This is a genomic window from Sphaerisporangium rubeum (assembly GCF_014207705.1).
In the GTDB taxonomy this organism is placed as follows: domain Bacteria; phylum Actinomycetota; class Actinomycetes; order Streptosporangiales; family Streptosporangiaceae; genus Sphaerisporangium; species Sphaerisporangium rubeum.
Genome location: NZ_JACHIU010000001.1, coordinates 2,470,020 through 2,491,855 on the forward strand (window position 1 = coordinate 2,470,020; position 21,836 = coordinate 2,491,855).

22 protein-coding genes are annotated in these 21,836 nt (G+C 72.6%); 8 read left to right on the plus strand and 14 right to left on the minus strand.

Annotated features, from left to right (window positions below; all coding sequences use genetic code 11):
• Window positions 1-160 precede the first annotated feature (160 nt).
• Complete coding sequence (locus tag BJ992_RS10525; RefSeq protein WP_184979953.1) at window positions 161-1,627, plus strand: WS/DGAT/MGAT family O-acyltransferase; 1,467 nt, start codon at window positions 161-163, stop codon at window positions 1,625-1,627.
• 91 nt (window positions 1,628-1,718) lie between these two features.
• Here BJ992_RS10525 and BJ992_RS10530 read toward each other — a convergent pair whose 3' ends face one another.
• Window positions 1,719-2,066: a hypothetical protein gene (locus BJ992_RS10530; protein WP_184979955.1), complete on the minus strand. Its 348-nt coding sequence runs from the start codon at window positions 2,064-2,066 to the stop codon at window positions 1,719-1,721.
• A gap of 164 nt (window positions 2,067-2,230) precedes the next feature.
• On the opposite strand from BJ992_RS10530, the gene BJ992_RS34220 reads away from it, so the two are divergent.
• Window positions 2,231-3,397 (plus strand): glycosyltransferase family 9 protein, encoded by a 1,167-nt coding sequence (locus BJ992_RS34220; protein ID WP_184979957.1) that lies wholly within the window; start codon window positions 2,231-2,233, stop codon window positions 3,395-3,397.
• On the opposite strand, the gene BJ992_RS10540 is transcribed toward BJ992_RS34220, so the two are convergent.
• Both BJ992_RS10540 and BJ992_RS10545 read right to left on the minus strand, forming a co-directional pair.
• Window positions 3,324-4,328, minus strand: coding sequence for a glycosyltransferase family 2 protein (locus BJ992_RS10540; RefSeq protein WP_221474756.1), 1,005 nt, complete (start codon window positions 4,326-4,328; stop codon window positions 3,324-3,326). The two genes, BJ992_RS34220 and BJ992_RS10540, sit on opposite strands and share 74 nt — an antisense overlap.
• Window positions 4,329-4,333: 5 nt before the next feature.
• Window positions 4,334-5,338 (minus strand): iron-containing redox enzyme family protein, encoded by a 1,005-nt coding sequence (locus tag BJ992_RS10545; protein WP_184979962.1) that lies wholly within the window; start codon window positions 5,336-5,338, stop codon window positions 4,334-4,336.
• 149 nt (window positions 5,339-5,487) lie between these two features.
• Here BJ992_RS10545 and BJ992_RS10550 point away from each other — a divergent pair, with 149 nt between their 5' ends.
• Window positions 5,488-6,207 (plus strand): YqjF family protein, encoded by a 720-nt coding sequence (locus BJ992_RS10550; protein WP_184979963.1) that lies wholly within the window; start codon window positions 5,488-5,490, stop codon window positions 6,205-6,207.
• A gap of 328 nt (window positions 6,208-6,535) precedes the next feature.
• On the plus strand, window positions 6,536-7,792 hold the full coding sequence (locus BJ992_RS10555; protein WP_184979965.1) for a cytochrome P450 family protein: 1,257 nt from the start codon (window positions 6,536-6,538) through the stop codon (window positions 7,790-7,792).
• Window positions 7,793-8,026: 234 nt separating this feature from the next.
• Here the strand turns inward: BJ992_RS10555 and BJ992_RS10560 are convergent, their stop codons facing one another.
• From BJ992_RS10560 to lanKC, 11 genes are all read right to left on the minus strand, one after another.
• Window positions 8,027-8,590, minus strand: coding sequence for an alkaline shock response membrane anchor protein AmaP (locus BJ992_RS10560; protein WP_184979967.1), 564 nt, complete (start codon window positions 8,588-8,590; stop codon window positions 8,027-8,029).
• 115 nt (window positions 8,591-8,705) lie between these two features.
• Complete coding sequence (locus BJ992_RS34225; protein WP_184979969.1) at window positions 8,706-9,278, minus strand: DUF6286 domain-containing protein; 573 nt, start codon at window positions 9,276-9,278, stop codon at window positions 8,706-8,708.
• Window positions 9,275-9,928, minus strand: coding sequence for an Asp23/Gls24 family envelope stress response protein (locus BJ992_RS10570; RefSeq protein ID WP_184979971.1), 654 nt, complete (start codon window positions 9,926-9,928; stop codon window positions 9,275-9,277). Before BJ992_RS10570 ends, BJ992_RS34225 begins: the two co-directional genes overlap by 4 nt.
• Window positions 9,925-10,116, minus strand: a complete 192-nt coding sequence (locus BJ992_RS10575; RefSeq protein WP_184979973.1) for a hypothetical protein — start codon at window positions 10,114-10,116, stop codon at window positions 9,925-9,927. Before BJ992_RS10575 ends, BJ992_RS10570 begins: the two co-directional genes overlap by 4 nt.
• A 64-nt stretch (window positions 10,117-10,180) precedes the next feature.
• Window positions 10,181-10,756, minus strand: coding sequence for an Asp23/Gls24 family envelope stress response protein (locus tag BJ992_RS32130; RefSeq protein WP_221474757.1), 576 nt, complete (start codon window positions 10,754-10,756; stop codon window positions 10,181-10,183).
• Window positions 10,753-11,205 (minus strand): Asp23/Gls24 family envelope stress response protein, encoded by a 453-nt coding sequence (locus BJ992_RS10585; protein ID WP_184979975.1) that lies wholly within the window; start codon window positions 11,203-11,205, stop codon window positions 10,753-10,755. Before BJ992_RS10585 ends, BJ992_RS32130 begins: the two co-directional genes overlap by 4 nt.
• Window positions 11,206-11,335: 130 nt before the next feature.
• The gene (locus BJ992_RS10590; protein WP_343072589.1) at window positions 11,336-13,102 is read right to left on the minus strand and encodes an ATP-binding cassette domain-containing protein; all 1,767 of its coding nucleotides are present in this window, start codon (window positions 13,100-13,102) and stop codon (window positions 11,336-11,338) included.
• A 41-nt stretch (window positions 13,103-13,143) separates the two neighbouring features.
• Entirely contained in the window at window positions 13,144-14,964 is a 1,821-nt protein-coding gene (locus BJ992_RS10595) for an ATP-binding cassette domain-containing protein (protein ID WP_184979977.1), read from the minus strand.
• Window positions 14,965-15,089: 125 nt separating this feature from the next.
• The gene (locus tag BJ992_RS10600) at window positions 15,090-15,209 is read right to left on the minus strand and encodes a SapB/AmfS family lanthipeptide (protein WP_184979979.1); all 120 of its coding nucleotides are present in this window, start codon (window positions 15,207-15,209) and stop codon (window positions 15,090-15,092) included.
• Between the two features lie 77 nt (window positions 15,210-15,286).
• Window positions 15,287-15,406 carry a SapB/AmfS family lanthipeptide gene (locus BJ992_RS10605; RefSeq protein WP_184979982.1) on the minus strand — a complete coding sequence of 40 codons (120 nt, stop codon included), beginning with the start codon at window positions 15,404-15,406 and terminating at the stop codon, window positions 15,287-15,289.
• Between the two features lie 16 nt (window positions 15,407-15,422).
• A complete protein-coding gene (lanKC, locus tag BJ992_RS10610; protein WP_343072590.1) occupies window positions 15,423-18,029 on the minus strand; it encodes a class III lanthionine synthetase LanKC in 2,607 nt (868 codons plus the stop codon).
• Between the two features lie 512 nt (window positions 18,030-18,541).
• Between lanKC and BJ992_RS10615 the strand changes: the two genes are divergently transcribed.
• The 4 genes from BJ992_RS10615 (at window position 18,542) to BJ992_RS10630 (ending at window position 21,803) form a co-directional block, all read left to right on the plus strand.
• Window positions 18,542-18,733: a DUF2795 domain-containing protein gene (locus tag BJ992_RS10615; protein ID WP_184979984.1), complete on the plus strand. Its 192-nt coding sequence runs from the start codon at window positions 18,542-18,544 to the stop codon at window positions 18,731-18,733.
• 118 nt (window positions 18,734-18,851) lie between these two features.
• Complete coding sequence (locus BJ992_RS10620) at window positions 18,852-20,378, plus strand: pyridoxal phosphate-dependent aminotransferase (RefSeq protein ID WP_343072972.1); 1,527 nt, start codon at window positions 18,852-18,854, stop codon at window positions 20,376-20,378.
• 155 nt (window positions 20,379-20,533) lie between these two features.
• Window positions 20,534-21,277 carry a polyphosphate--glucose phosphotransferase gene (gene ppgK, locus BJ992_RS10625; protein WP_184979988.1) on the plus strand — a complete coding sequence of 248 codons (744 nt, stop codon included), beginning with the start codon at window positions 20,534-20,536 and terminating at the stop codon, window positions 21,275-21,277.
• Window positions 21,278-21,371: 94 nt separating this feature from the next.
• Window positions 21,372-21,803, plus strand: a complete 432-nt coding sequence (locus BJ992_RS10630) for an ATP-binding protein (RefSeq protein WP_343072591.1) — start codon at window positions 21,372-21,374, stop codon at window positions 21,801-21,803.
• The last annotated feature ends 33 nt before the right edge of the window (window positions 21,804-21,836 follow it).

A 21,836-nucleotide genomic window follows, 5' to 3' on the forward strand; every position in this document is an offset into this window, starting at 1 on the left:
AAGGCAGGCAGCATGCTGCGCCGAGGTGTCAGCTTCCTGCCAGCTGACACGTGACTGGTCAGGTGGCCTCCGGCACCCCGGTGGCCGGTATCGTCCCTAGGACGGGGGAAGGAAACGTGGGGTGGCCCGGCAGGGCCGCCGCCGACCACAAGGGGGGCCGATGCGGCAGCTCAGCGCGCTCGACGCGCAGTTCCTCCACTTCGAGAGCGACACCAACGTCGCCAACGTCGCGGGGCTGTCCATCCTGGACGGGCCGCTCGGCCGCGACGAGCTCGTCGCGCTGGTGGAGGAGCGGGCCCACCTGGTGGAGCCGCTGCGCAGGCGGCTGGTCACCGTGCCGTTCGGGCTGGACCATCCCTACTGGGCCGAGGCCGACGACATCGACTTCGACTACCACGTGCGCGAGCTGGCGCTGCCGGCCCCCGGCGACGACAGGCAGCTCGGCGAGCAGGTGGCCCGCCTGCACGCGCGCCGGCTGGACCGCCGGCGGCCGCTGTGGGAGATGTACCTCGTCCACGGCCTCGAAGGCGGCCGCACCGCCATCTACACCAAGATCCACCACGCGGCCATCGACGGCATGTACGGCGCGGGTGCGCTCGCCGCGCTCATGGACCTCACCGCGGTGCCGGAGCCGCTCGCCGTGGGGCAGAGCCACGCGCCGCACCAGGACCGCGCGCCTGAGACCGCCGAGATGCTGCTGCGCACGGCGGGACGGCTCGTCGCCAACCCCGCGCACCTGCTGCGTTTCCTCGCCGAGGCCATGCCGAGGCTCGACGAGATCCCCGTCATCTCGCTGCTCCCCGGCGCGGGCCCGGTGTCGCGCGCCACGCGCTGGCTGACCCGCAAGCTCGGCGGTGGCGTGGAGGTGCCTGAGCTGCCGCGGCTGACGGTGCCGCGCACGCCGTTCAACGCGCCGGTGTCCGCGCACCGCCGTTTCGCGTTCGCCGAGCTGTCCCTCGACGAGGTCAAGCAGATCAAGAAGACGTTCGGGGTGACCGTCAACGACGTGGTGATGACGCTGGCGGCCACCGCGGTGCGGCGCTGGCTCGTCGACCACGACGCGCTGCCGGACGAGCCGCTGGTCGCCGGGGTGCCGTTCTCGCTGCGCACCGCCGGGGGAGCGGACGCACCCGGCAACCAGGTCACCTTGATGATCACACCGCTGGACACCAGGATCGAGGACCCGGCCGAGCGGCTGCGCGCCGTGCACGAGTCGATGAGCCTGATCAAGGAACGCTTCGCGCTGGCCCCCGCGCGCTGGCTGCGCCACCTCAGCGAGAGCATGCCGGCGGCGCTCACCGGTCTCGCCGACCGCGCCGCGTTCGGCCTGGTGGCCCAGACGTCCCCGCCGATCAATCTCATGGTGTCCAACGTGCCGGGGCCGCAGATCCCGCTGTACATCTGCGGCCGGCGGCTGCTCGCGCAGTACCCGGTGTCGGTCGTCACCGACGCCAGCGGCGGCCTCAACATCACCGCGTTCTCCTACAACGGCCGCGTCGCGGTCGGCATCGTGTCGTGCCGCGTGCTGGTGCCGGACGTGTGGAACATCGCCGGCTACCTGAGTGAGGCCCTGGAGGAGCTGAAGGCCCTGCCGCCGCCGGGTGACCGGAGTGAACAGCCGTCCTAGGCCCGGTGGACGGCATCATCCGGCGCCGATCACGGGACCGGCCGGGTGAGCCGGGAGAACGACCATGAGCCAGGGCCGCCCGGCCGCGCCGTCAGCGGGCCTGACCACGCAGGATCTTGAACCACAGGGCCTCCGCCTGGTGGTACCGCATGCGGACCGTCTCACGTGGCGGCCCCTCCGACCCGTCCGCGCAGCGGATGTGCGCGCGTCCGCCGCCGACGACCAGGTAGTAGACCCGGGTGCGGCACACGCACGTCCAGCGCAGCACCCTCGGCCGGCTCTCGACGTTCATCCGGGGGTGCCAGTCGATGTCCTCGCAGTCCTCACGCGGAGGCGGGACGTGCGGGCCGTGACCGGCGTGACCCGAGGTGGAGGTCATCGCCGTCGCACCCCGGTCCACGAGGACACCGGCGTCCGGATCCGGGTACCTCTGCGCCATCCCCACCTCTTCCTCACGGCCAGGTCAACCGTTTGACATATACGACGATGACGAGGCCGTGAAACCCGCTGTCCTGAGCCGGACCTCGTGGCGGATGTGACGTACCGCCTGCATAAGGGGCACTTTTCCTGTACGGGGTCAGGAGCGGCACCGCGGGAGGAGTCATGATGAAGGGACATCAGCCGTCCCGGCCGGTGCTGGTGGCGTTGCGCGGTCTCGGGCTCGGGGACCTGCTCACAGCGGTGCCGGCGTTGCGCGCGTTGCGCCGTGCCTTCCCGGAGCACCGGGTCGCGCTCGCCGCGCCGGCGGCGCTCGCGGGCCTGTTGCCGCTGATCGGCGCGGTGGACGAGCTGCTGGACGTGTCCGGCGCCGGCCCGGTGCCGTGCCACGCGCCGGACGTCGCGGTCAACCTGCACGGCGCGGGCCCGCAGAGCACCGCGGCCCTCCTGCGGACCCGGCCGGGCCGTCTGCTGACCCACGCGCACCCGCTGCTCCCCGGCACCCCCGGCCCGCCTTGGGATCCCGGCGCGCACGAGGTGACCCGCTGGTGCGCGATGCTCGGCTGGCACGGCGTCCCGGCCGATCCCGCCGACCTGTCCCTGACGGCCCCCGTGTCCGAGGTGCGCGGCCACGTCGTCGTCCACCCCGGCGCCGCGTACCCCGCGCGACGCTGGCCCCCGGAACGGTTCGCCGAGGTCGTGGCCGCTCTGACCCGTTCCGGCCACCGCGTGTTGCTGACCGGCGGCCCGGCGGAACGTCCGCTGGCCGGCGAGGTCGCCGCACTGGCACGCGACCGCGGGGCCACGAGGACCGAGGTCGTGGCCGGCCGTACCGACGTGGCGGAGCTGGCCGCGCTGGTCGGGGCCGCGCGCCTGGTGATCTGCGGGGACACCGGCGTGGCGCACCTGGCCACCGCGCTCGGCACCCCCTCGGTCGTGATCTTCGGCCCGGTCTCCCCGGCGTTGTGGGGGCCGTCCGGCCGCGCCGCGCACATCGCGCTGTGGGCCGGCCGCTCCGGCGACCCGCACGGCGACGTCCCCGGCGAAGGGCTGCTGGAGATCGGGGTGGCCGACGTCCTCGCCGCCGCCACCGGCCTGCTGGCCCGGGCCGGTGAGGAGACGGACCCGGTCACGGTGACGCTCTGCGAGGACGGGCCGCTGCTGGTGCGCGGTCCGTTCACCATCGTCACGCGGGACGGCCGGGCCGTCGGCCCCGGCCGGTCGACCGTGGCGCTGTGCCGGTGCGGACGGTCGAGGGTCAAGCCGTTCTGCGACGGCTCGCACAAGGCGGCGGGGTTCCGCGCGCCGGGAGAGCCCGCCGCAGACGCCTGACCGAGTGGGCCGCGACGAGCAGCCGCAGTCCCCGGTACGGCACACCCCCGCGCAGCCGGGCCGCGAGCGCCGGCCACGAGCACACGGCCCGTTCCAGCACCCACACCGGGGCCAGGACCGAGCAGGTGGCGGGGAAGACCCGCCGGCCGCCGTCCCTGCGGCGGCCCACCTCGGCCAGCCCCGTCACCGCCGCGGCGCCGAGCAGCACGGCGGCCACGGCCCGCCTCGGCCGGCGGGCCGCCGCGACGGCCAGGCAGGGGAGCACGGCGAGGAACAGCGCCATGCGCGCCGGCTGCGCCAGGTCGTCGTACGCCTGCCTGACCCGCTGGGACCAGAACCGCCGCGTCCCCGGCGGCAGGCGGCGCACGTACACCTCGCGCGCGCGGCGCTCCCGGCCGCCGTGCGCGCGCACCGTCCTGATCAGCTCCAGGTTCTCGAACATCACGTCGCCGTCGTAGCCACCCATGTGCTCGAAGAACGATCTGCGTATCCCGAACGTCCCCGGATAGTCCGCGCCGAAGACCCGGTTGAGCAGCGTGCGCGCGGTGTCCCAGCGCGCGTGCCACGGCATCGGGTCGAAGTAATTCTGCGGCCGGACCAGGTCGGCGGTCTCCAGCAGCTCGCGGACCCGCGCGAGGCCCGCCGCGTCGTACCGCACGTCGTCGTCCGCCACGACCACGAACTCCGACCGCGCCACGCGCATCCCGGTGCGCACCCCGGCCACCTTGCCGTTGCCGCACGCCAGATCGGGGTCGGGCCGCAGATGACGCGCGAACCCGCTCCACAGGCGCGCGTGCCGTGCGAACACCGCCGGCGGCGAGCCGTCGACCACGATGACCCCGGCGTGCTCGCTCAGCCGGCGCAGGTACGCGGTCAGCTCCGGCAGGTCGTCGCCGTCCCGCGTCCACCGCAGCGGCAGCACGTACTCCACGCCGGTCACCTCCCCGCCGTGATCGGCTCCAGCAGCGACGAGGCGCCGCGGCGCCAGCGGCCGAGGACGTGCTCGGCGAAGAGCCGGTCCAGGGTCAGCGCGCAGGCCGCGCCGTACAGCACGTCGCCGGTGAGCCAGGGGTGGCTCGCCGCGAACCTCCCGCACATGTCGTACACCGCGATCTGCTCGTGCACCGCGTCGGCCTGCACGTGCTCGTCGAAGTAGCGCCGCGCCGCCGCGCCGCCGCCGAGCCGCCGCAGGGCCTGCGCGTACCGGAGGTTCGGCAGGGACGACGTCATCTCGAACGCCGCGAGGTGACCGAGCAGCCTGCCGCGGTGCCGCCGGTGCAGCCCGAACATCGACATCGCGTTCCCCACGGCCAGCGTGATCGCGGGGACCAGGTCGGCGTAGGCGCCGTAGGCGTCGTCGAGGCCGAGCGCGCGCATGGTGTGCCGGAACAGCTCCGAGTGCATGCGGCCCGCGCGGCCCCCGCCGTACTCGTCCGCCTGGATCTCCACGAGCGCCGCCTTGACCGGCCCCCGCAGCCGCGGGATGGCCCAGGTGTGCGGGTCGGCCTCCTTCAGGTGGTACAGCGACCGGTGCGCGACGAACTCCCGGAAGCGGTCGAGGCAGGCGTCCTTGTGCAGGAAGTCCGCCAGCGACCACGGGCCGTCCGGCACCATCTCGATCAGCAGCCGTGGCACGCCGCGCGCCGGCGCCTCCGGCGGTGGTGGTACGGCCGCGGCCAGGGCCCGCTCGAAGACCTCCTCCAGCCGTTCCCGCACCGCCAGCATCGAACGGTTCCACTCCCACCGTTCGTCGACCTCGTCGAACCCCTGGTAGTGCAGCTCGTAGCAGGCGAACAGCGCCACCTGGACGTCCTCGTCCGCCACGACCGGCCCCGCCGGCGGCACGGCGAGCTCCTCAGGGAGGCCGAAGTCGTGGGGGTCCGCGGTGAGCTCTCCGAAGAGCCGTTCGCTGATCGGGCCTCTGGGTACCGGCAGCCGCATGGCGTCCCCCCGATGACGAGACGCATCCAGGCTAGGTCGCCTCCGCGAACCGGCGGAACCGCCGAGCGGTAAAGGCCCGCACCTCGTTGCGGCAAAGCCCCGCGGATCACCAGGCGGGTACGCGGGCCGCGTGCGGGTAGGTGCGGTCCATGGCGGTGCGGCACGGCGAGCGGGTGCGTGTTCCGGTGATGTACCAGGACTGGTTGGACATCACCTTCATCCACTGGCGCTACCCGGTGGAACCGATCCAGCGGATGCTGCCGGACGGCCTGACCGTCGACTCCTTCGACGGGTCGGCGTGGGTGGGGCTCACGCCGCTGCTGATGTCGGACGTCCGGCCACCCGGCGTCCCGGCGATCCCGTGGCTGTCGCGGTTCCCCGAGACCAACGTGCGCACCTACGCGCGGGACGCCGAGGGCCGGACCGGCCTGTGGTTCCTGTCGCTGGACGCCGCGCGCCTGCCGGCCGTGCTGACCGCGAGGGCCACCTACCGGCTGCCGTACCACTGGGCCGCGATGTCGGTGACCGGAACCTCCACCCGGCGGGTCTACCGCTCACACAGGCACCGGTCCGCCGGCGCGCACTGCCACGCCGAGGTCGAACTCGGCTCCCCGCTCGCGGCCCCCGGTGAGCGCGCCGAGCTCCTGACCGGGTTCCTCACCGAGCGGTACCGCCTGTTCACCGTGATCGCCGGCAGGCTCGCGCACGCGGAGGTCGAACACGTCCCCTGGCCCCTGCACGAGGCCCGCCTGCGTCACCTGGACCAGGACCTCCTCCAGGCGGCGTCCCTGCCGGCCCCCGGCGGCACCCCTCTGGTGCACGCCTCGCCTGGTGTGCGCGTTCGAGTGGGCCCCTGGTCGCTGCGGTGAGAGCGCTCGCCGGCGGGAGTGACCAAGGGAAACGCCGGGCAACTTTTTCGTGGCGGGGGGAACATCCCGGAGGGGACCGGGGTTACAGTTTTCGTGGCCGGTGTGTCCGGTGTCCCCGGGCCTCACCTATTGCCTTCGCGGACTACCGTTCGGCTGGAGCCGCGTTGAGCGTTTCGCCGAGAGGCGACCCGCACACCGGTTCGCGATCGTGGGACCCCGCCGGACTTCCGGCGGGGTTCTGCGTTTTCCTGGGGCTTCGAGGGTTGTGAGGGGCCTCGGGGAGGGTTAGCGTGACTGCTGTTCTTGACCCGCGGTCGACAGGGGGATCATGAGCACGTCAGGCGGTCAGGAGGCGTCCGGAGCGGTCGATCTGCTGGATCCGGGGGTGCTGCGCGATCCGTTCAGGGCCTACTCGCGGCTCAGGGACCGCGCGCCGCTGGCCCGGGGGAGCTTGTTCGGACAGCAGGAGCTCTGGCTCGTCACGCGGTACGACGACGTCAGGACGGTCCTCGGCGATCACCGGTTCGTCAACGACCCGGCGCACGTGCCGGGGATGGACGCCGGCAACCTGCGCGAGAAGCTCGTCGCGGCACGTGGCGTGCCGCCGGAGTACGCCAAGTACATCCTGGACAGCATCCTCGACGCCGACGGCGAGGACCATCTACGGCTGCGGCGCCTGGTGTCCCGTACGTTCACGGCGCGCCGCGTCATGGAGCTGCGGCCCAGGGTCGAGCAGATCGCCGAGGACCTGCTGGACCGGCTGCCGGGCCACGCCGAGGACGGCGTGGTCGACCTCCTGCCGCACTTCGCCTACCCGCTGCCGATCACGGTGATCTGCGAGCTGGTCGGCATCCCTGAGGAGGACCGGCCGCTGTGGCGGAAGTGGGGGAGGCAGCTGTTCGACCAGGAAGGCATCGCGTCGGCGGTGCGCGACCTGGTCGGGTACATCGAGGACCTCATCGCGCGCCGCCGGGCCACCCCTGCCGACGACCTGCTCACCGGGCTGATCCGCACCCATGACGAGGACGGCGACCGGCTCTCCGACACCGAGATGGTCACGATGGTCCTCACCATCGTGCTCGCCGGCCACGAGACCACCGCGCACCTGATCGGCAACGGCACCGCCGCGCTGCTCACCCACCCCGACCAGCTCACCTTGCTCCGCGAGGACCCGTCCCTGCTGCCGCGCGCCGTCCACGAGCTGATGCGCTGGTGCGGCCCCGTCCAGGGGACCCGCATCAGGTACGCGACCGAGGACGTCGAGCTCGGCGGCATGACGATCGCCAAGGGCCAGCCGGTCATGGCGATGCTGGTCGGCGCCAACTACGACCCGTCGGTGTTCCCCGACCCCGAGCGTCTCGACATCACCAGGGAGCCCGACGGCCGCAAGGAGACCCACGTCGGCTTCGGCCACGGCCTCCACTACTGCCTCGGCGCGGCCCTGGCCCGCCAGGAAGGCGAAGTGGCCCTCGGCGCGCTGTTCCGCAGATTCCCCGGCCTGTCCCTGGCCGTCGACCCGTCGGACCTGGAACACGAGCCCCTTCCCGGCTCGTGGCGCCTGGCCCGTCTGCCACTGCGCTTGTAGACGCGTTCCGGTGCCGGCGCGGTCAGTGTGGGGCCCGGTCACGTCGGCCCGGTCACGTCGGCCCGGTCACGTCGGCCCGGTCACGTCGGCCCGGTCACGTCGGCCCGGTCACGTCGGCCCGGTCACGTCGGCCCGGTCACGTCGGCCCGGTCACGTCGGCCCGGTCACGTCGGCCCGGTCACGTCGGCCCGGTCACGTCGGCCCGGTCACGTCGGCCCGGTCACGTCGGCGCGGTCAGTGTGCGGCGGGGTGAGCGGAACGGCCGTGCGCCGCGCGGATGCGGATGACGGCCGGCAGGCGGTCGCTTTCCAGTGCGGTCCGCAGCCGCTCCACCCCTCGCTGCGCGCGGCGTCTCGCCGCGGCCGGGTCGCCGTCACCCGGTACCGCCACGGTGAGCGCCAGCCGGGGGTCCGCCGGAGCGCCGCGGAACCCCGCGCGTACCCGCTCACCGGACGGGCCGTTGTCGAGTTCCTCCTCGATGGCCCCCGCGGCGGCCCGCGCGCCGAGCCGTGTCGCGCCGTGGCCCCTGTCCGGTTCGAGATCCAGGTACCTGATCCCGCCTGGCCGGCCCTGGAGGAACAGCCACCGCAGCGCGGCGAGCGTCACCAGCAGAGCCACGAGGCCGACCACGGGCCAGAACCACGGCTGCGCGGCGACCTGACCGGCCTCCGGCGGGATCAGCGGCCCGGCGCCGAGCAGCCCGGCCGACCGTGCCAAGGCCGTCAGGCCGCCGAGCAGAAGCAGCAGCCCCGTCACGGTCAGCCCGATCCGGTTCACCCTCGTGACGCGATCGTTCATCGACCCCCACCTCCCGCGTTCATCGACCCACTTCCCGCTTCCCGCGTTCAGCGGATCCGGCTTCCGGCGTTCAGCGGATCCGGCTTCCGGCGTTCAACGGACCCCGCCTCCGCGTTCAACGGACCCGCGGCTCCTTGCGCCGCACGGCCACCCGCACCTTCGGCCGCCGTAGCGGCGCCAGCTCCTCCAGATGGCGCTCCACTGCGGCGGTCACCCGTTCCCGCAGATCACCCGGCTCGCGCAGCGGTGTGGTGACGCGGACGTCCAGGCGCCTGCGTCCGAGGCGCGCACGGGCCCGCGACACCCCTTCCACGTCGTCGGCGACCGCCGCCATGTACCGGCGTGCCGCACCCTTGGTGATCCCCACCGCCGAGAGCGGGTCGTCCGACGCCAGCGGCACCAGCCGTGGCCGGCCAGGCGTCACCCCGAGCCCCAACAGGACCAGTCCCAGCAGGACGGCGAGCGCCGAGGCCGCCATCGTGGCGGGATCGGCCCAGCGCGCCGCCACCCAGTCCACGGCCCGGTCCAGCGACTCCGCACGCACCGGGCTCCCCGGAGTGGACGCGACCGCCTCGATCAGCGTCAGCACACCGGCCACCGCGAGCGCCACCGCCACCACCGCCGCCGGCACCGACCGATGCGGCCGGAACACCCGGGCCCCGCGCCGCCACGCCTTCCGGCCGCTCACGACTCCTCCGGTCCACGCACCCGAGGCGGTTCGTTCCCGGCGGGTTCTCCGGTGCCGTACGCACGAGGCGGTTCGTTCCCGGCGGGTTCTCCGGTGCCGTAGGCACGAGGCGACTCGTCCCCGGCCGGCTCCCCGGTGCCGTACGCGCCGAGCGGTTCGTCGGCGCCGTACGCGCCGAACGGTTCTTCCGCGCCGTGTGGTTCGCGGGTGCCGTGCACACCGGACGGCTCTTCGGTGTCCTGCCTGATGAGCCGTTCGCGTGCGCCGGCCGGTTCCCCGTCGCGGTTCGCGCCGGGGAGGAGACGGTCCACGTCTATGTCGACCTGGCGGACGTCCAGGCCGGTGAGAGCGTGGACGCGGTCGGTGACGTGGTCGCGGACGCGGCGGGTGACCTCCCGGACCGGTGCGGGGTAGGCCACGGAGAGGTGGATGCGCAGCATGGCGAGGCCGCCGTCGATGTGGCCCGACACCCGTGGTGGCGCGCTCGTGGTGTCGTGTCCCACGGGTACGCCGAGCACGCGGCGGACCGCACGGCCGGCCTCGTCCACCTCGGCGGCGGCCGTGGCGGCGATCCGTTCGAGCACCTTGCCGGAGATCCGGGTCCTGCCGCGTTCCTCAGGTGCGCGGATCCCGGCGGGACCGGCGCTCATGACACGCGTCTGCGGCCGAGCACGCCGCTCATGTCCATGGTGCCGCTCATCGCGCGTCCGGCGAGGAAGCCGATGACGCTGAGGACCAGCACGATCAGGAACACCACGAAGCCGCCGAACGCGCCGGCGAATCCCAGTGCCGTCCCCCACAGCAGGCCTGCCATCGGCCACCAGCGGTTCTCGTCCATGTCGTTCACCCTTCGTCGTGTCGCAGTACTCACGGCCCGCAGGGACCCGCGGGCCTCCGGTCGCTCATCGCCGGTTCCGGGACGGCAGGCGGACGTCCTCGACCCGGACGTCCACCGGTTCACCGGGAACCAGTGGCGCCACGGCGTCGCGCACCCCGGCGGCCACCTCCGCGAGCGGCCTGCCGTAGTCCGCCACCACCGCGACGCGCACCTCCCGCTCCAGCACGGACACCCCACGCACGGCCCGTCCCGCCAGGTGGGTGGCCAGCGGCCCCCGCGCCAGCCCGGCGACCCCCGGACAGTCACATACGGCCCGCGCGATGCGCTCGGCCAGCTCACCGGCCTGTTCCGCCGTGACGTCCGCTTCGGGACCGGCCGGCACGGCCTGTTCCGCCGTGACGTCCGCTTCGGGGCCGGCCGGCACGGCCTGTTCCGCCGTGACGTCTGCTTCGGGGCCGGTGTGCGAACCGGTCTGTTCGGTCGTGACGTCCGCTTCGGGACCGGTCGTTCTCGCTGTGGCGGCCGTGTCGAGGCCGGTGTCGCGCCGGCCGGCCTGACCCGCCGTGCGGCCCATGTCACGCGCACCCGTGGGCTCACCCGCGGGTTCCTTCCCCGGGTGCCGGGGGTTCCGCGCGTTCACTGGACCCGGGACTCCGTGGGTTCCGGCCCCTCCTCGCCAGGCAGGTGGAGGTCCTCGACGGCGATGTTGACCTCGGTGACCTCGAGGCCGCACATGTTTTCCACCTTGTTGACGATGTTGCGCCGGATCCCCGCGGCCACGTCCGGTATCGAGGCGCCGTAGTCGACGATGACGGCGAGGTCCACGGCGGCCTGTCGTTCGCCGACCTCCACCGTGACGCCGGTCGTCGGGCTGACGCCTCCCGAGAAGCGCTCGCGGACGGCGCCGAGGGCCCGGGTCATGCCGGTCCCCACGGCGTGGACCCCGGTCACCTCACGGGCCGCCATGCCGGCGATCTTGGCGACCACCATGTCGGCGATCGTGGTCTTGCCGCGCTCGGTGAGCAGGGTCGTGCCGCCGCCCTCTCTGATCCTCGGACGCGGTACGGTCTCGTTCCTCTGCGTGCTCATCTCGTCCCCCGTTCCCGCGAGACCCTCCCCCCGTGGTGCAGGCGGTGAAGGCACGACGGGCAGCCATGTTCACTCTCACCAGGACTTATGCCCTGTTTTGTCACATTTACCCGTTTTGTCTGGCTGGGGATCAGGCCGGTGCGGGAGCCTCCCAGCGGCCCATCAGGTCGCGGTACAGCGGCGAGGCGTCCATCAGCTCGGCATGCGTGCCGGACATGGCCCTGCTGCCGTCCATCACGAGAATCCTGTCGGCACGGAGCGCCGACGTGAGCCGGTGCGCGACGACGATCAGCGTGCCGTCCCTGCGCGCGAACGCCTCCTCGGCCCGCGCCTCGGCCGCCGGGTCCAGGTGGCAGGTCGCCTCGTCGAGCAGCACCAGCCGCGCCGGGGACAGGTAGGCCCTGGTCAGCGCGATGAGCTGCCGCTCGCCTTGCGACAGAGCGGCCGGGTCCACCTCGGCCGCGTACCCGCCGAGCCGGGCCGCGAGATCGGTCATGCCGACCGCCGCCACAGCGGCGTCGAGCTCGATCGAGCCGGGGGAGTCCGCCAGGTACGCGAGGTTCTCGCCGAGCGTGCCGCGGAAGACGTACGCCTCCTGCGGGATGAGCACGCGGGTCCGGCTCAGCGCGGCCCGGCCGAGCGTGTCCACCGGCACCCCGCCGATCAGCACCCGTCCCTCCTTGGGCCGGAGCACCCCCGCCGCGAGCGCCGCCACCGTGGACTTGCCGATGCCGCTCGGCCCGATCACCGCGAGGTGCTCACCGTCCGGCACCTCCAGGTCGAGACCGGCCACCACCGGCTCCGCGCCGAGGCCGTACGCGAACGTCACTCCGCGCATGCGCACCGCGCCGCCGCGCGGCGTCCCGCGCGGCGTCCCGCGCGGCGTCCCGCGCGGCGGACCGGCCTCGGGGGAGCGGCCGGCGGGGAGGGTCGTGGTGTTTCCGCCGGTGGTCAGGATGCGTTCGAGTGCGACGGTGAGGCGCACGCCGTTCACGCCGATGCCCTGCACGAGGCTGCCGAGGGCCGGGGTGAGGGACTGCGCGACGTACGTCAGCGTGCCGAGCACCACCCCGGCGGTCGCGCCGTCGCGTACCAGGGACGGGGTGGCGGCCAGCACCAGCAGGATCGGCAGCCAGCCGCCGACGGCCAGCGACAGCGTGCGGACGGACGTGAGGCGGGCCAGCCCGGTGGCGGCGCCGGCCTGCTCGTCCACGGCCCGGCCGACCCGCGCCGCCACCCGGCCCTCGGCGCCGCAGGCGCGCACGTCGCGCAGGCCGTCCACCATGGCGGCCAGCGACGCCGCGGTACCCTCCTCGGCGAGGATGGCCCGCCGCTGCCGTGCCGCCATCGAAGGCAGCGACGTCACGAAGAGCGCCAGCCCGGCCAGCAGCGGCAGGAGCACCAGCGGCAGCACCGAGCCCATCAGCGACCACACACCGAGGACCACGCCGGTCACCGAGAACGCGAACGACCGGACCACCGCGATGACCGCGGCGAACGCGTCCCTCGCCAGCTCGACCTGCCGGTTGAGCCGCGCCACCGCCGCGGTGTCCTGGCCCCTGCCGGTGGCCGCCGCGCGGTGCAGCGTGCCCGCCACCACGCGGGTCAGCAGGTCGTCACGGAACGGCTCCACGATGCCGGCGATGGCGAGCAGCACCTGCCGCGCACCGATCGCCGCGGCGAGCCAGGCGGCGGTCAGGATGCACAGCCACCCGAACCCCACGGCGGGCCGCCCCACCGCGAAGCCGTCGTCCAAGGCGTGCGCGACGGCGAGCCCCGACACGAACGACGGCGCGGTCTCGGCGAACGACCACAGCAGCAGCCGCACCACATGCCGCCGCCGCCGAGCCAGGGCCGCACGCAGCACCCCGCCGACTGTGGTCCCGTCCCTCGTCACGGCGCGTCCCCTCACTCCGCCGACTGTGGCTCCGTCCCCCGTCACGGCGCGTCCCCGCACCGCGCGAGAGGGTCCGGGGAGAGCTCGGCCGTGACCTCGAAGATCGACCGGTACTCGGGGTCGTGCCACAGCGCGTCGTGGGTGTCCTGACCGCGCACCCGGCCGTCCTCCAGCCAGACGACCAGGTCGGCGCGGGCCGCGGTGGCGGCGCGGTGGGCCACGATGAGCCGGGTGCGGCCCCGCAGGGTGCCGGTCAGCGCGCGCGCCACCTGGTGCTCGGTGACGGTGTCCAGGCTGGAGGTGGCGTCGTCCAGGACGAGCACCCGGCCCCCGTGCGCGAAGGCCCTGGCCAGGCCGATGCGCTGCCGTTCGCCGCCGGACATCGGCGCCTCGTCGAGCGCGGTGTCGTACCCGCGCGGCAGCCGCCGGATGAACGAATCGGCCGCCGCCGCGCCGGCCGCGGCCCGCACGATCGACGCGCCACGACCTTCCCGCACTCCGCCGGCCGCCTCGCCGCGCGTGGTGACCGGCCGTCCCGCCGCGATGGCGTCGGCGACGCTGGTGCCGAACAGGACGGGCCGCTCGAAGGCGTACGCCACCGCCTCCCGCAGCGCCGTGTGACCGAGGCTCCGCAACGGCACACCGTCGAGCAGCACCTCGCCGTCGTCGGGGTCGGCGAGCCTCCCCGCCACCGCCGCCAGGGTGGACTTGCCGCTTCCCGACCGTCCCACCACGGCCACCGCCGTCCCGGCGGGGATGTCCAGGTCGATGTCGCGGAGCGCGTCGCGTCCGTCCACGCGGACGCCGACCCCCCGGAACTCCAGCCGTCCGCCGGGGCCGTCCTCCGGCAGGCGCAGGTCGCCGTACGCGGGAGGCGTGTGGCCGAGCAGAGCGGTGAGGCGGCCGGCGGCGGAGCGCGCGCGGGCCAGGCGGTTCAGGTGGCCGAGCGCGGAGGCGAGACCGGCGCCGAGGACGGTGTAGCGCGCGGCGGCGAACAGCTCACCCGCGGTCAGGTGGCCGCCGGACAGCAGCAGGCCCCCCACCCCGAGCACCGTGACCTCCAGCATGGGGACGACGATGGCCGCCTGCACACCGGCGCGTGCGTTGACGCGCCACAGCGCCATGCCGTGGCGGCGAAGCCGGGGGAGGGGGGACAGGACGCGGCGGGTCTCCAGGTCCTCGGTGCCGGCGGCGGCGATGGTGCGCGCGCCGGAGAGCGCGTCGACGAGGCGGGTCGCGAGGTCGCTCTGCGCCTGCTGGTACCCGGAGGAGACGCTGGTGGTCTCGCGCAGGAACGCGCGCAGCACCAGGCCGATCACGGCGAGGCCCGCCGCGAAGGCCACCGCGAGCCGCACGTCGATGAGCGCCAGCGCGACCAGGGCTCCGGCGGCGGGGACGAGCAGCGCGACCGCGGTGATGACGGACTCCGGTGCGGTGCCGGTCTCGTCGGCGTTGGCACCCGCACGGGTGACCAGGTCACCGGCGGAGAAGTGCCGCGACAGGCCGGGTCCGGTGACGAGGACGTGCCGGACGACGCGGCGGCGCAGCCTGCGTGCCGCCTGCGCGCTGCCGGCCCCCGCGGCGAGCACGGCCACCGCGTCGCAGGCCACCACGGCGGCGATCAGCACCGCGCACGTCACGAAGGCCGTGCCGAGGGTGCCGCCTGGTGTGACCAGTGCGTCCACCGCGCGGCCGAGCGCGGCCGGCAGCAGCAGCTCGACCACGGCCGCGGTCAGCGCGGTCGCCGCGTACACCGAGGGCCACGCGCCGCTGCGCCGCAGTACGTCACGCAGCAGCCCGTCACCGGAGGCCGGTCCGGAGATGCCGGTTCCCTGGCTTGGCGTCGCCTGGGTTTCCGACATGCCGGCGTTTCCCTTCGAAGGATCCCGGGAATGAACGTGCCTGGAGCGGCCGGGCAAGGGCCGCCCCAGGCGGGTTGTTCAGCGGCGTGCTCTGCTCGCGCGGAGCACGCTCAGGCTGTGAGGGTTCAGCCGCAGATGATGCTCAGGCTGCTGTTCTCGTGGGGGGTGCACCCCAGGAGGGACAGGTTGCTGCCGCCGCCGCCGCCACCGGCGAGTTCCATGTCCTGCAGGTCGAGAAGCGCCATGATCGTGCCTTTCTTACGGATGTGAAACGCTGGGTCGTGCACGGCCGAGGGCCGGCCGCTGGCGCTGCGGTGAGGGTTCAGCCGCAGATGATGCTGAGGCTGCTGTTCTCGTGGGGGGTGCACCCCAGGAGGGACAGGTTGCTGCCGCCGCCGCCACCGCCGGCGACCTCCATGTCCTGCAGGTCCAGAAGAGCCATGTGTTCACCTCCTTCTTCAGGTGTCCGTCGGGTCCACCGCTCCGGCGGGGGTGCCGGAGGGGGAGTCTTGGGGGAGGATGAACGGCAGCCGCACCGGCCGGTCGTGCAGCGCGGCGCCGAGCGCCAGCAGCACACCGGCCGTGCCGGTCGCCAGGTCCATCGAGAGCCGGAGCAACTGGTTGCCCGGGAAAGCCAGCCCGCCGCGGTACGGCGTGGCGTGCCAGGCGAGGCCCTCGACCTGTCGCGCGACCTCGGGTGAGGTGCGGTCCAGGCCGGGCCGCAGGCCCGAGCACAGCGCCGCGATCATGCCGCCGCGGCCGGAGAACAGGCCGCACTGCACGTAGTAGTCCAAGGTGGCGACCGGTGCGATCGCCGCGAGGGACGCACCGAACGCCTCGTCGTCGCGGTGCCGCAGGTACTGCGCGAGGACCATGCCGATGCCGGCCGAGCCCTCGTCGACGTACGGGTTGGTGCGCCAGCCCTGCTGCACCTGCAGCTGACCGTCCTCGCGGACCGTGCAGCGCTTGAGGTCCTGCCGCAGCGCGGTGTGCGCCAGGTCGAGCATGGTCTGGTCGCCGGTGGCCTCGTACATGCGCAGGAACAGCAGCGCGGGTCCGGACGAGCCGTGCATCAGGCCGGCGTGCGGGTTGCCGCCACCGCTCACCTCGGCGACGCTCTCGACGTCGCCGAGCCGCTCGGCCACCACACCGGTGACCTCGGCGGCGGCGCGCGTGAGGTCGCTCTCGCCGGTGACCTGGCCGAGGTGCAGCAGGTTGAGCCCGATGCCGGCCAGGCCGGCGTGCAGGCTCAGCCCGAGCCGTTGCCACCGCTCACGCAGGCACAGGGAGACCAGCTCCAGCGCGTCGTCGCGCCGGCCGAGCTCCTCGAAGGCGTACGCGACGCCGTGCAGGCCGTCGTAGAAGCCGAGGCCCGTGCCGGGCTTGGGGGAGAACGCGCGCTTCCTGAGCCACTCCTCGTGCTCGGGGTGTCTCCCGGCGCCGGTCGCCGCCAGCGCGTACAGCACACCTGCGGCGCCGGTCGCCAGGTTGAGGCCCCCGCCGGGCTGGAACTGCGTGATGTCGCCGGGGAAGAGCCGGTCGTCGCGCTCGGGGGTGGCGGAGGCGAGGATGGCCCGTGCCGCGGCGTCGCGCACCTCCTGCCACGGGGCCCGGCCGGGGAGCGGCAGTTCCCGCATGCGCGCGTCGTCGTGCGGCCCCTCGCCCAGGATCAGGCTGACGGCCTCGTCGAGGTAGCCGGCCGGCACGGGGAACGTCCCGGCGGCCAGCTCGGCCAGGTGGTTCACCTTGGGCCGGTGCAGCGGGATGAGCACGGTGGACATCGGCGCGAACAACCCGAGGCGCAGGCAGGCCAGGGAGTAGCGGTCGGCGTGGACGCCGAGGCGGTCGGCCGGGGGGCAGAAACCGGGGTGCGCGAGCGTGGGCCTGGCGTTCCGCTCGGCGAGGGTCGCGACCTCGAAGTCGATGAGCACGACACGGTCGCCGTCCACCAGCACGTTGAACGGGTGCAGGTCGCCGAACACGACCCCGCGCTCGTGCAGCGCCGCCACGGCGTCCTCGACCTTGGCGAGCGTCTTCATGGTCCACTCGGTGAACTCGGCCGCGTGCTCGGGGGTGATGACGGCACGGGTCAGGGGGTGCCGGTGCACCGACTCCTGGCTGAGCGTGGTGCCGTCGACGAATTCCTGCACGAGGAAGTGGTGCTCGCCGAGGGTGAAGTAGTCGTACAGCTGCGGCACGACGTCCAGGCCCTTGAGCCGGCCGAGGATGTCGGCCTCGTGCCTGAGCCGTGCCACGGCGTCGCGGCCGACGGCGTCGAGCCCGGCGTAGGGCCTGGCCTCCTTGAGCACGACGGTGCGGCCGTCGCGGGTGTCGGTGCCCTTGTACACGCCGCCGCCGTTGGAGAAGTGGAGGACCTTCTCCACGGTGTACGGCAGGCCCTCCAGGGTCACCGCGTTGCGCGCGGCGAGATGGGGGGCGAGGAAGTCCGGCAGGGTCACCCAGGACGGCGGGGAGAACGAGGGGCCGCGGCGGTCGGGGACGAGGTTGCCGTCGGGGTCCTCTATGGCGAGCACCTGCTCGCGGTTGCCGTCCACGCAGTAGCGCTCGGCGAAGCCGCCGTACCGGACGAACAGGGGCCCCTCACCGATGCGCAGGTCGCTGAGGATGTACGGCCCCCGCACGCCGTGCAGGAGCTCGCCGAGCTCCTTGAGCACGAGTTCGAACTCGTCGACGTCCGCCGGGTACATCGTCACGAGCTTGCCGCTGCCGCCGCGGTCGGCGTACTTGCTGTTGAGCATCATGACGACGCGGGGGCCGCGCAGGAACTTGAAGGGCAGCCGGCGGCCGACGCAGTAGTCGAAGACGGCGTCCAGGGTGCGCTCGGCGTCGTCCAGGCACGAGGAGACGTGGATCTTCCAGCCCTGGGGAGGCAGGGGCCGGTCCTGCGGCATGTAGTGGAACCAGGTGTCGGTCGGCCGGTGGAGCCAGCCGGCGGGGACGGCCCTGGACGCCGCGGGAAAGTCGGGGTGGTCGGAGCGCTTACCGTCAAGGGAGTCGTAAAACAGCGGATCAGCCAGGCAATACATCGCGTATTTGTCGATCACCGCTGGACACCCCTCTCTTGGCTCGATCGCTCGATCGCTAGGAGGAGAATTACGGATAACCAGACCTGTGCCTAGTGACACGTTCCATTGGTCACATGGGAGGGTGTCACTGTTCGTGTCATGACGTTCGTCATATTTTCCCCCTACGAGCTGTGATTAGTTGTGCGGTGGTAGTGCATGACTCGTTGCAAAATTCCTTGTTGTCCTGGTTTGCCACTGCCTGTAGGGCTCTGGCCTGCGGCCGAATGATGTTCGGAATGCTGGCCCCCGGGGTCGGTGGGGCATCCGAGGGCTTTCGGACAGCAGGCGGTTGTCAAGGCTTGACGTGATTCTTATGTCCTGGTTCGGGAGGATGTGGAGCTTCCTGGGGAGACTTCTGCTGTCGTAGCGTCCCTGCCAGATGCGGCATTTCTGCGGCCGTGCGGGACGGTGGACGCGCTCCGCGGGAAGAGGTCAGGTTTAGCCTCCTCTTCCTCGGGTAGAAGCAGGGTTTTTCGTTCGGGGGGGATTCTATGGGAACGCCGGAGTTCATACACGTACAAAAGTATTTGTCCGGAGTCGACTACCCGGTAACGAAAGAGCAGCTGCTGGAACACGCCAAGAGCCACAAGGCCGACGAGAAGGCCATGGAGGCACTGCGGCAGCTTCCCGAGGGCACCTTCGACGGCCCCAACGCCGTCAGCAAGGCGGTCGCTCGCACCTGAGCGGCTCTCACCGCGAACACGGCCGATCTCCGGCTGAACCGGACGCCGCCGGGCCGCGTACCTCCCCATGTCGCGTCCCGGCGACGTCCGCCGTTCATGGAGGAGGCCCCCATTGCCTGTGTCGCCTGGTGCCGGCGAGGCCGGCCCGCCGCGTGCCGAGGCGCACAGCCCGTCGTACTTCTCGCTGCTGCGCGGAAGTCCCGGGCTGCGCGAGGCGCCGGTGGACTTCTGCATCCCCTGCAACCCGTACTTCCCCACACCGGAGCTGTTCGGGCTGCTTCAGCAGAACCTCACGACGATCCTGAAGTACTACCCGAGCGACGCCGGCGCCATCACCGCCGAACTCGGCTCGTTGCTGGGGCTCCAGCCGCAGACCCTCGTCATGGGCAACGGCTCCACCGAACTGATCACCTGGATCGACCACCTGCTGATCCGTGAGAGCGTCGCCGTCCCCGTGCCGACCTTCGGCCGCTGGACCGACCAGCCGCTGGAGACCGGCAAACGGGTGGACATGTACCGCCTGCCGGAAGAGCGGGGATTCGCCTTGGACACCGAGGACTTGGTGCGCTTCATCCGCGCACGCGGCTCACGGGCCGCGGTGATCTGCAACCCCAGCAACCCCGACGGCGGCTACCTGCGCCGCGCACAGGTGATCGACCTGCTCGACCGGCTCACCGACCTGGACCTGGTCGTGGTGGACGAGTCGTTCATCGACTTCGTCGACGAGGAGCACTCGCCGAGCGTCGCCGACGAGGCCGCGCTGCGGCCCAACGTCGTCGTGCTCAAGAGCCTCGGCAAGAACTTCGGCCTGCACGGCATCCGCTTCGGCTACATGGTGGCCAACCCGGCGCTCGCCGGCACGGTGCGCCGCATGCTGCCGAAGTGGAACCTCAACTCGTTCGCCGAGGCGGTCGTGTTCCTGCTCAAGGAGCACACGCGGGCCTACCAGGAGAGTCTGCGGCTGGTCGCGGCGGACCGCCGGTCGATGCTCCAGCAGCTGTCGGCGCTGCCGGGGCTCAAGGTGTACCCGTCGCAGGGCAACTTCTTGCTGGTGCGGCTGCCGGACGGCAAGGACGGGGTGCACCTGCGCGACCACCTGCTGTCGTCGTACAACCTGCATGTGCGCGAGTGCGGCAACAAGCTCGGTTCGAGCAGCCGCTTCCTGCGGTTCGCCGTACGGCCCCGCCAGGACGTCGTCCGGCTCGCCGACGGCCTGCGTGCCTACCTGTACGCCGGATCCGGCCGCGTCACGGCCGCCATCACCTCCGCCGCCGTCGTCCCGCCGTCGCCGCCGTCCGCGCCGTACCGGGAGGAGCCGGCCTACCTGGAGAAGCCCGCGTACCGGGAGGAGCCGGCGTACCGGGAGAAGCCCGCGTACCGGGAGGAGCCCGTCTACCGCGCCGAGACGTACGCCACACCGGCCCCCGCGGTGACCGAGGCGCCGGTGTACCGCATGGAACCGGCGCGGCGGGAGACGCCGTACCCGGAGGACCCGTTCGTCGTCGGCGGGGACGACCCGCGGCACCGCAGGCTGGACCCCCTGGACCTCAGCACCCGCTGGACGTTCGGTGAGGACACCTCGCCGTTCCGCGCGCTCGGTGACGGCCGGGCCGAGCACACGCGGGGGTACGACCACCGGAGCTGAGGAGAAACGGAGAATGAGGGACATATGGCGTCACATGACGCCATATGTCTGCCAGGTTGCGTCATGCGATCCCCGCACCTGCTAGGACTATGGACGTCCCGCCGGGGCACTGAACCTTGTGGTGCGGCGACCGGCACAGCGGGTGAGGGAGCACGATGAACGTACTCGGCATCGACATCGGGGGATCCGGGATCAAAGGCGCACCGGTCGACGTCACGACCGGCACGGTGATCGGGGAGCGGTGGCGCATCCCCACACCCGACCCCTCCGAGCCGGCCGCCGTGGCCGCGGTGGTCCGGGAGATAGCGGACCATTTCTCCTGGCAGGGGCCGATCGGCGTCACATTCCCCGGCGTCGTGGTCGACGGGGTCACCCGCACCGCCGCCAACGTCGACAAGGCATGGATCGGCCTGGACGCGCGCAAGCTGTTCAGTGAGGCCACCGGCCAGGAGGTCACCGTGCTCAACGACGCCGACGCGGCCGGTGTCGCCGAGGCGCTGTTCGGCGCGGGTCACGGCCGGCGGGGCCTGGTGCTCATGCTGACCTTCGGCACCGGCATCGGCAGCGCGCTGATCATGGACGGGCTGCTCATCCCCAACACCGAGTTCGGCCACCTGGAGCTGGACGGCCACGAGGCCGAGCACCGCGCGTCCGACCACGCGCGCGAGAAGCACGACCTGAGCTGGGACAAGTGGGCCGAGCGCGTGCAGGCGTACCTCGAACACGTCCGCATGCTGCTGTCCCCGCAGCTGATCATCATCGGCGGCGGCGTGAGCAAGAGAGCCGACAAGTTCCTGCCGCACATCGACCTCGGTGACACGCCGGTGGTCCCCGCGCGGCTGCTCAACAACGCCGGCATCATCGGCGCCGCCTTGGCCGCCGCTCCACGCGCCGTCTGACACGTGAAACAAGAATCTTCCTCCACCCGGTTCTGGGTTTGCGCCTGGTGCTGAGGGCACTTTAGAGAGCAGGGTGGAAGGAGGAGACGTGGAGGTGACCATCGCATTGCGCTTGCCGCGCGATGCAGCGAGCGTGTCCGTCACGAGGCAGATCCTGGGGGCCGAACTCGACGTGCTCGGAGTCGAGCGTCAGATCCGTGACGACATCCAGCTCATGCTCACCGAGGCGTGCTCGAACGTCATCAGGCACGCCACAGAGACGGACGAGTACACCGTCAGCGCCGAACTGATCGGCGAACGCTGTGTGATCACGGTGGTCGACACCGGCAACGGCTTCGATCCCGAGGCGATCGCCGACAAGAACGGTTCGATGCTGACCGAACACGGACGCGGCCTGCAGATCATGCGCGCGTTGGCCGACGACTGCCGGTTCTTCACCCGGCCACGCCAAGGCGCGGTCGTGTGCCTGGAGAAGGCGCTGCGTTTCACCAACGGCGCCGCCGGTCAGATGCTCAGTTCCCACTGAGCGCCGGGTCCGTCCCGGTAAACCGCTGGCGAA

Coding starts and splice junctions, on each gene's coding strand:
- BJ992_RS10525 (WP_184979953.1), top strand. CDS start 161: ATGCGGCAGCTCAGCGCGCTCGACGCGCAGTTCCTCCACTTCGAGAGC.
- BJ992_RS10530 (WP_184979955.1), bottom strand. CDS start 2,066: ATGGCGCAGAGGTACCCGGATCCGGACGCCGGTGTCCTCGTGGACCGG.
- BJ992_RS34220 (WP_184979957.1), top strand. CDS start 2,231: ATGATGAAGGGACATCAGCCGTCCCGGCCGGTGCTGGTGGCGTTGCGC.
- BJ992_RS10545 (WP_184979962.1), bottom strand. CDS start 5,338: ATGCGGCTGCCGGTACCCAGAGGCCCGATCAGCGAACGGCTCTTCGGA.
- BJ992_RS10550 (WP_184979963.1), top strand. CDS start 5,488: ATGGCGGTGCGGCACGGCGAGCGGGTGCGTGTTCCGGTGATGTACCAG.
- BJ992_RS10555 (WP_184979965.1), top strand. CDS start 6,536: ATGAGCACGTCAGGCGGTCAGGAGGCGTCCGGAGCGGTCGATCTGCTG.
- BJ992_RS10560 (WP_184979967.1), bottom strand. CDS start 8,590: ATGAACGATCGCGTCACGAGGGTGAACCGGATCGGGCTGACCGTGACG.
- BJ992_RS10570 (WP_184979971.1), bottom strand. CDS start 9,928: ATGAGCGCCGGTCCCGCCGGGATCCGCGCACCTGAGGAACGCGGCAGG.
- BJ992_RS10575 (WP_184979973.1), bottom strand. CDS start 10,116: ATGGACGAGAACCGCTGGTGGCCGATGGCAGGCCTGCTGTGGGGGACG.
- BJ992_RS10585 (WP_184979975.1), bottom strand. CDS start 11,205: ATGAGCACGCAGAGGAACGAGACCGTACCGCGTCCGAGGATCAGAGAG.
- BJ992_RS10595 (WP_184979977.1), bottom strand. CDS start 14,964: ATGTCGGAAACCCAGGCGACGCCAAGCCAGGGAACCGGCATCTCCGGA.
- BJ992_RS10600 (WP_184979979.1), bottom strand. CDS start 15,209: ATGGCGCTTCTCGACCTGCAGGACATGGAACTCGCCGGTGGCGGCGGC.
- BJ992_RS10605 (WP_184979982.1), bottom strand. CDS start 15,406: ATGGCTCTTCTGGACCTGCAGGACATGGAGGTCGCCGGCGGTGGCGGC.
- BJ992_RS10615 (WP_184979984.1), top strand. CDS start 18,542: ATGGGAACGCCGGAGTTCATACACGTACAAAAGTATTTGTCCGGAGTC.
- ppgK (WP_184979988.1), top strand. CDS start 20,534: ATGAACGTACTCGGCATCGACATCGGGGGATCCGGGATCAAAGGCGCA.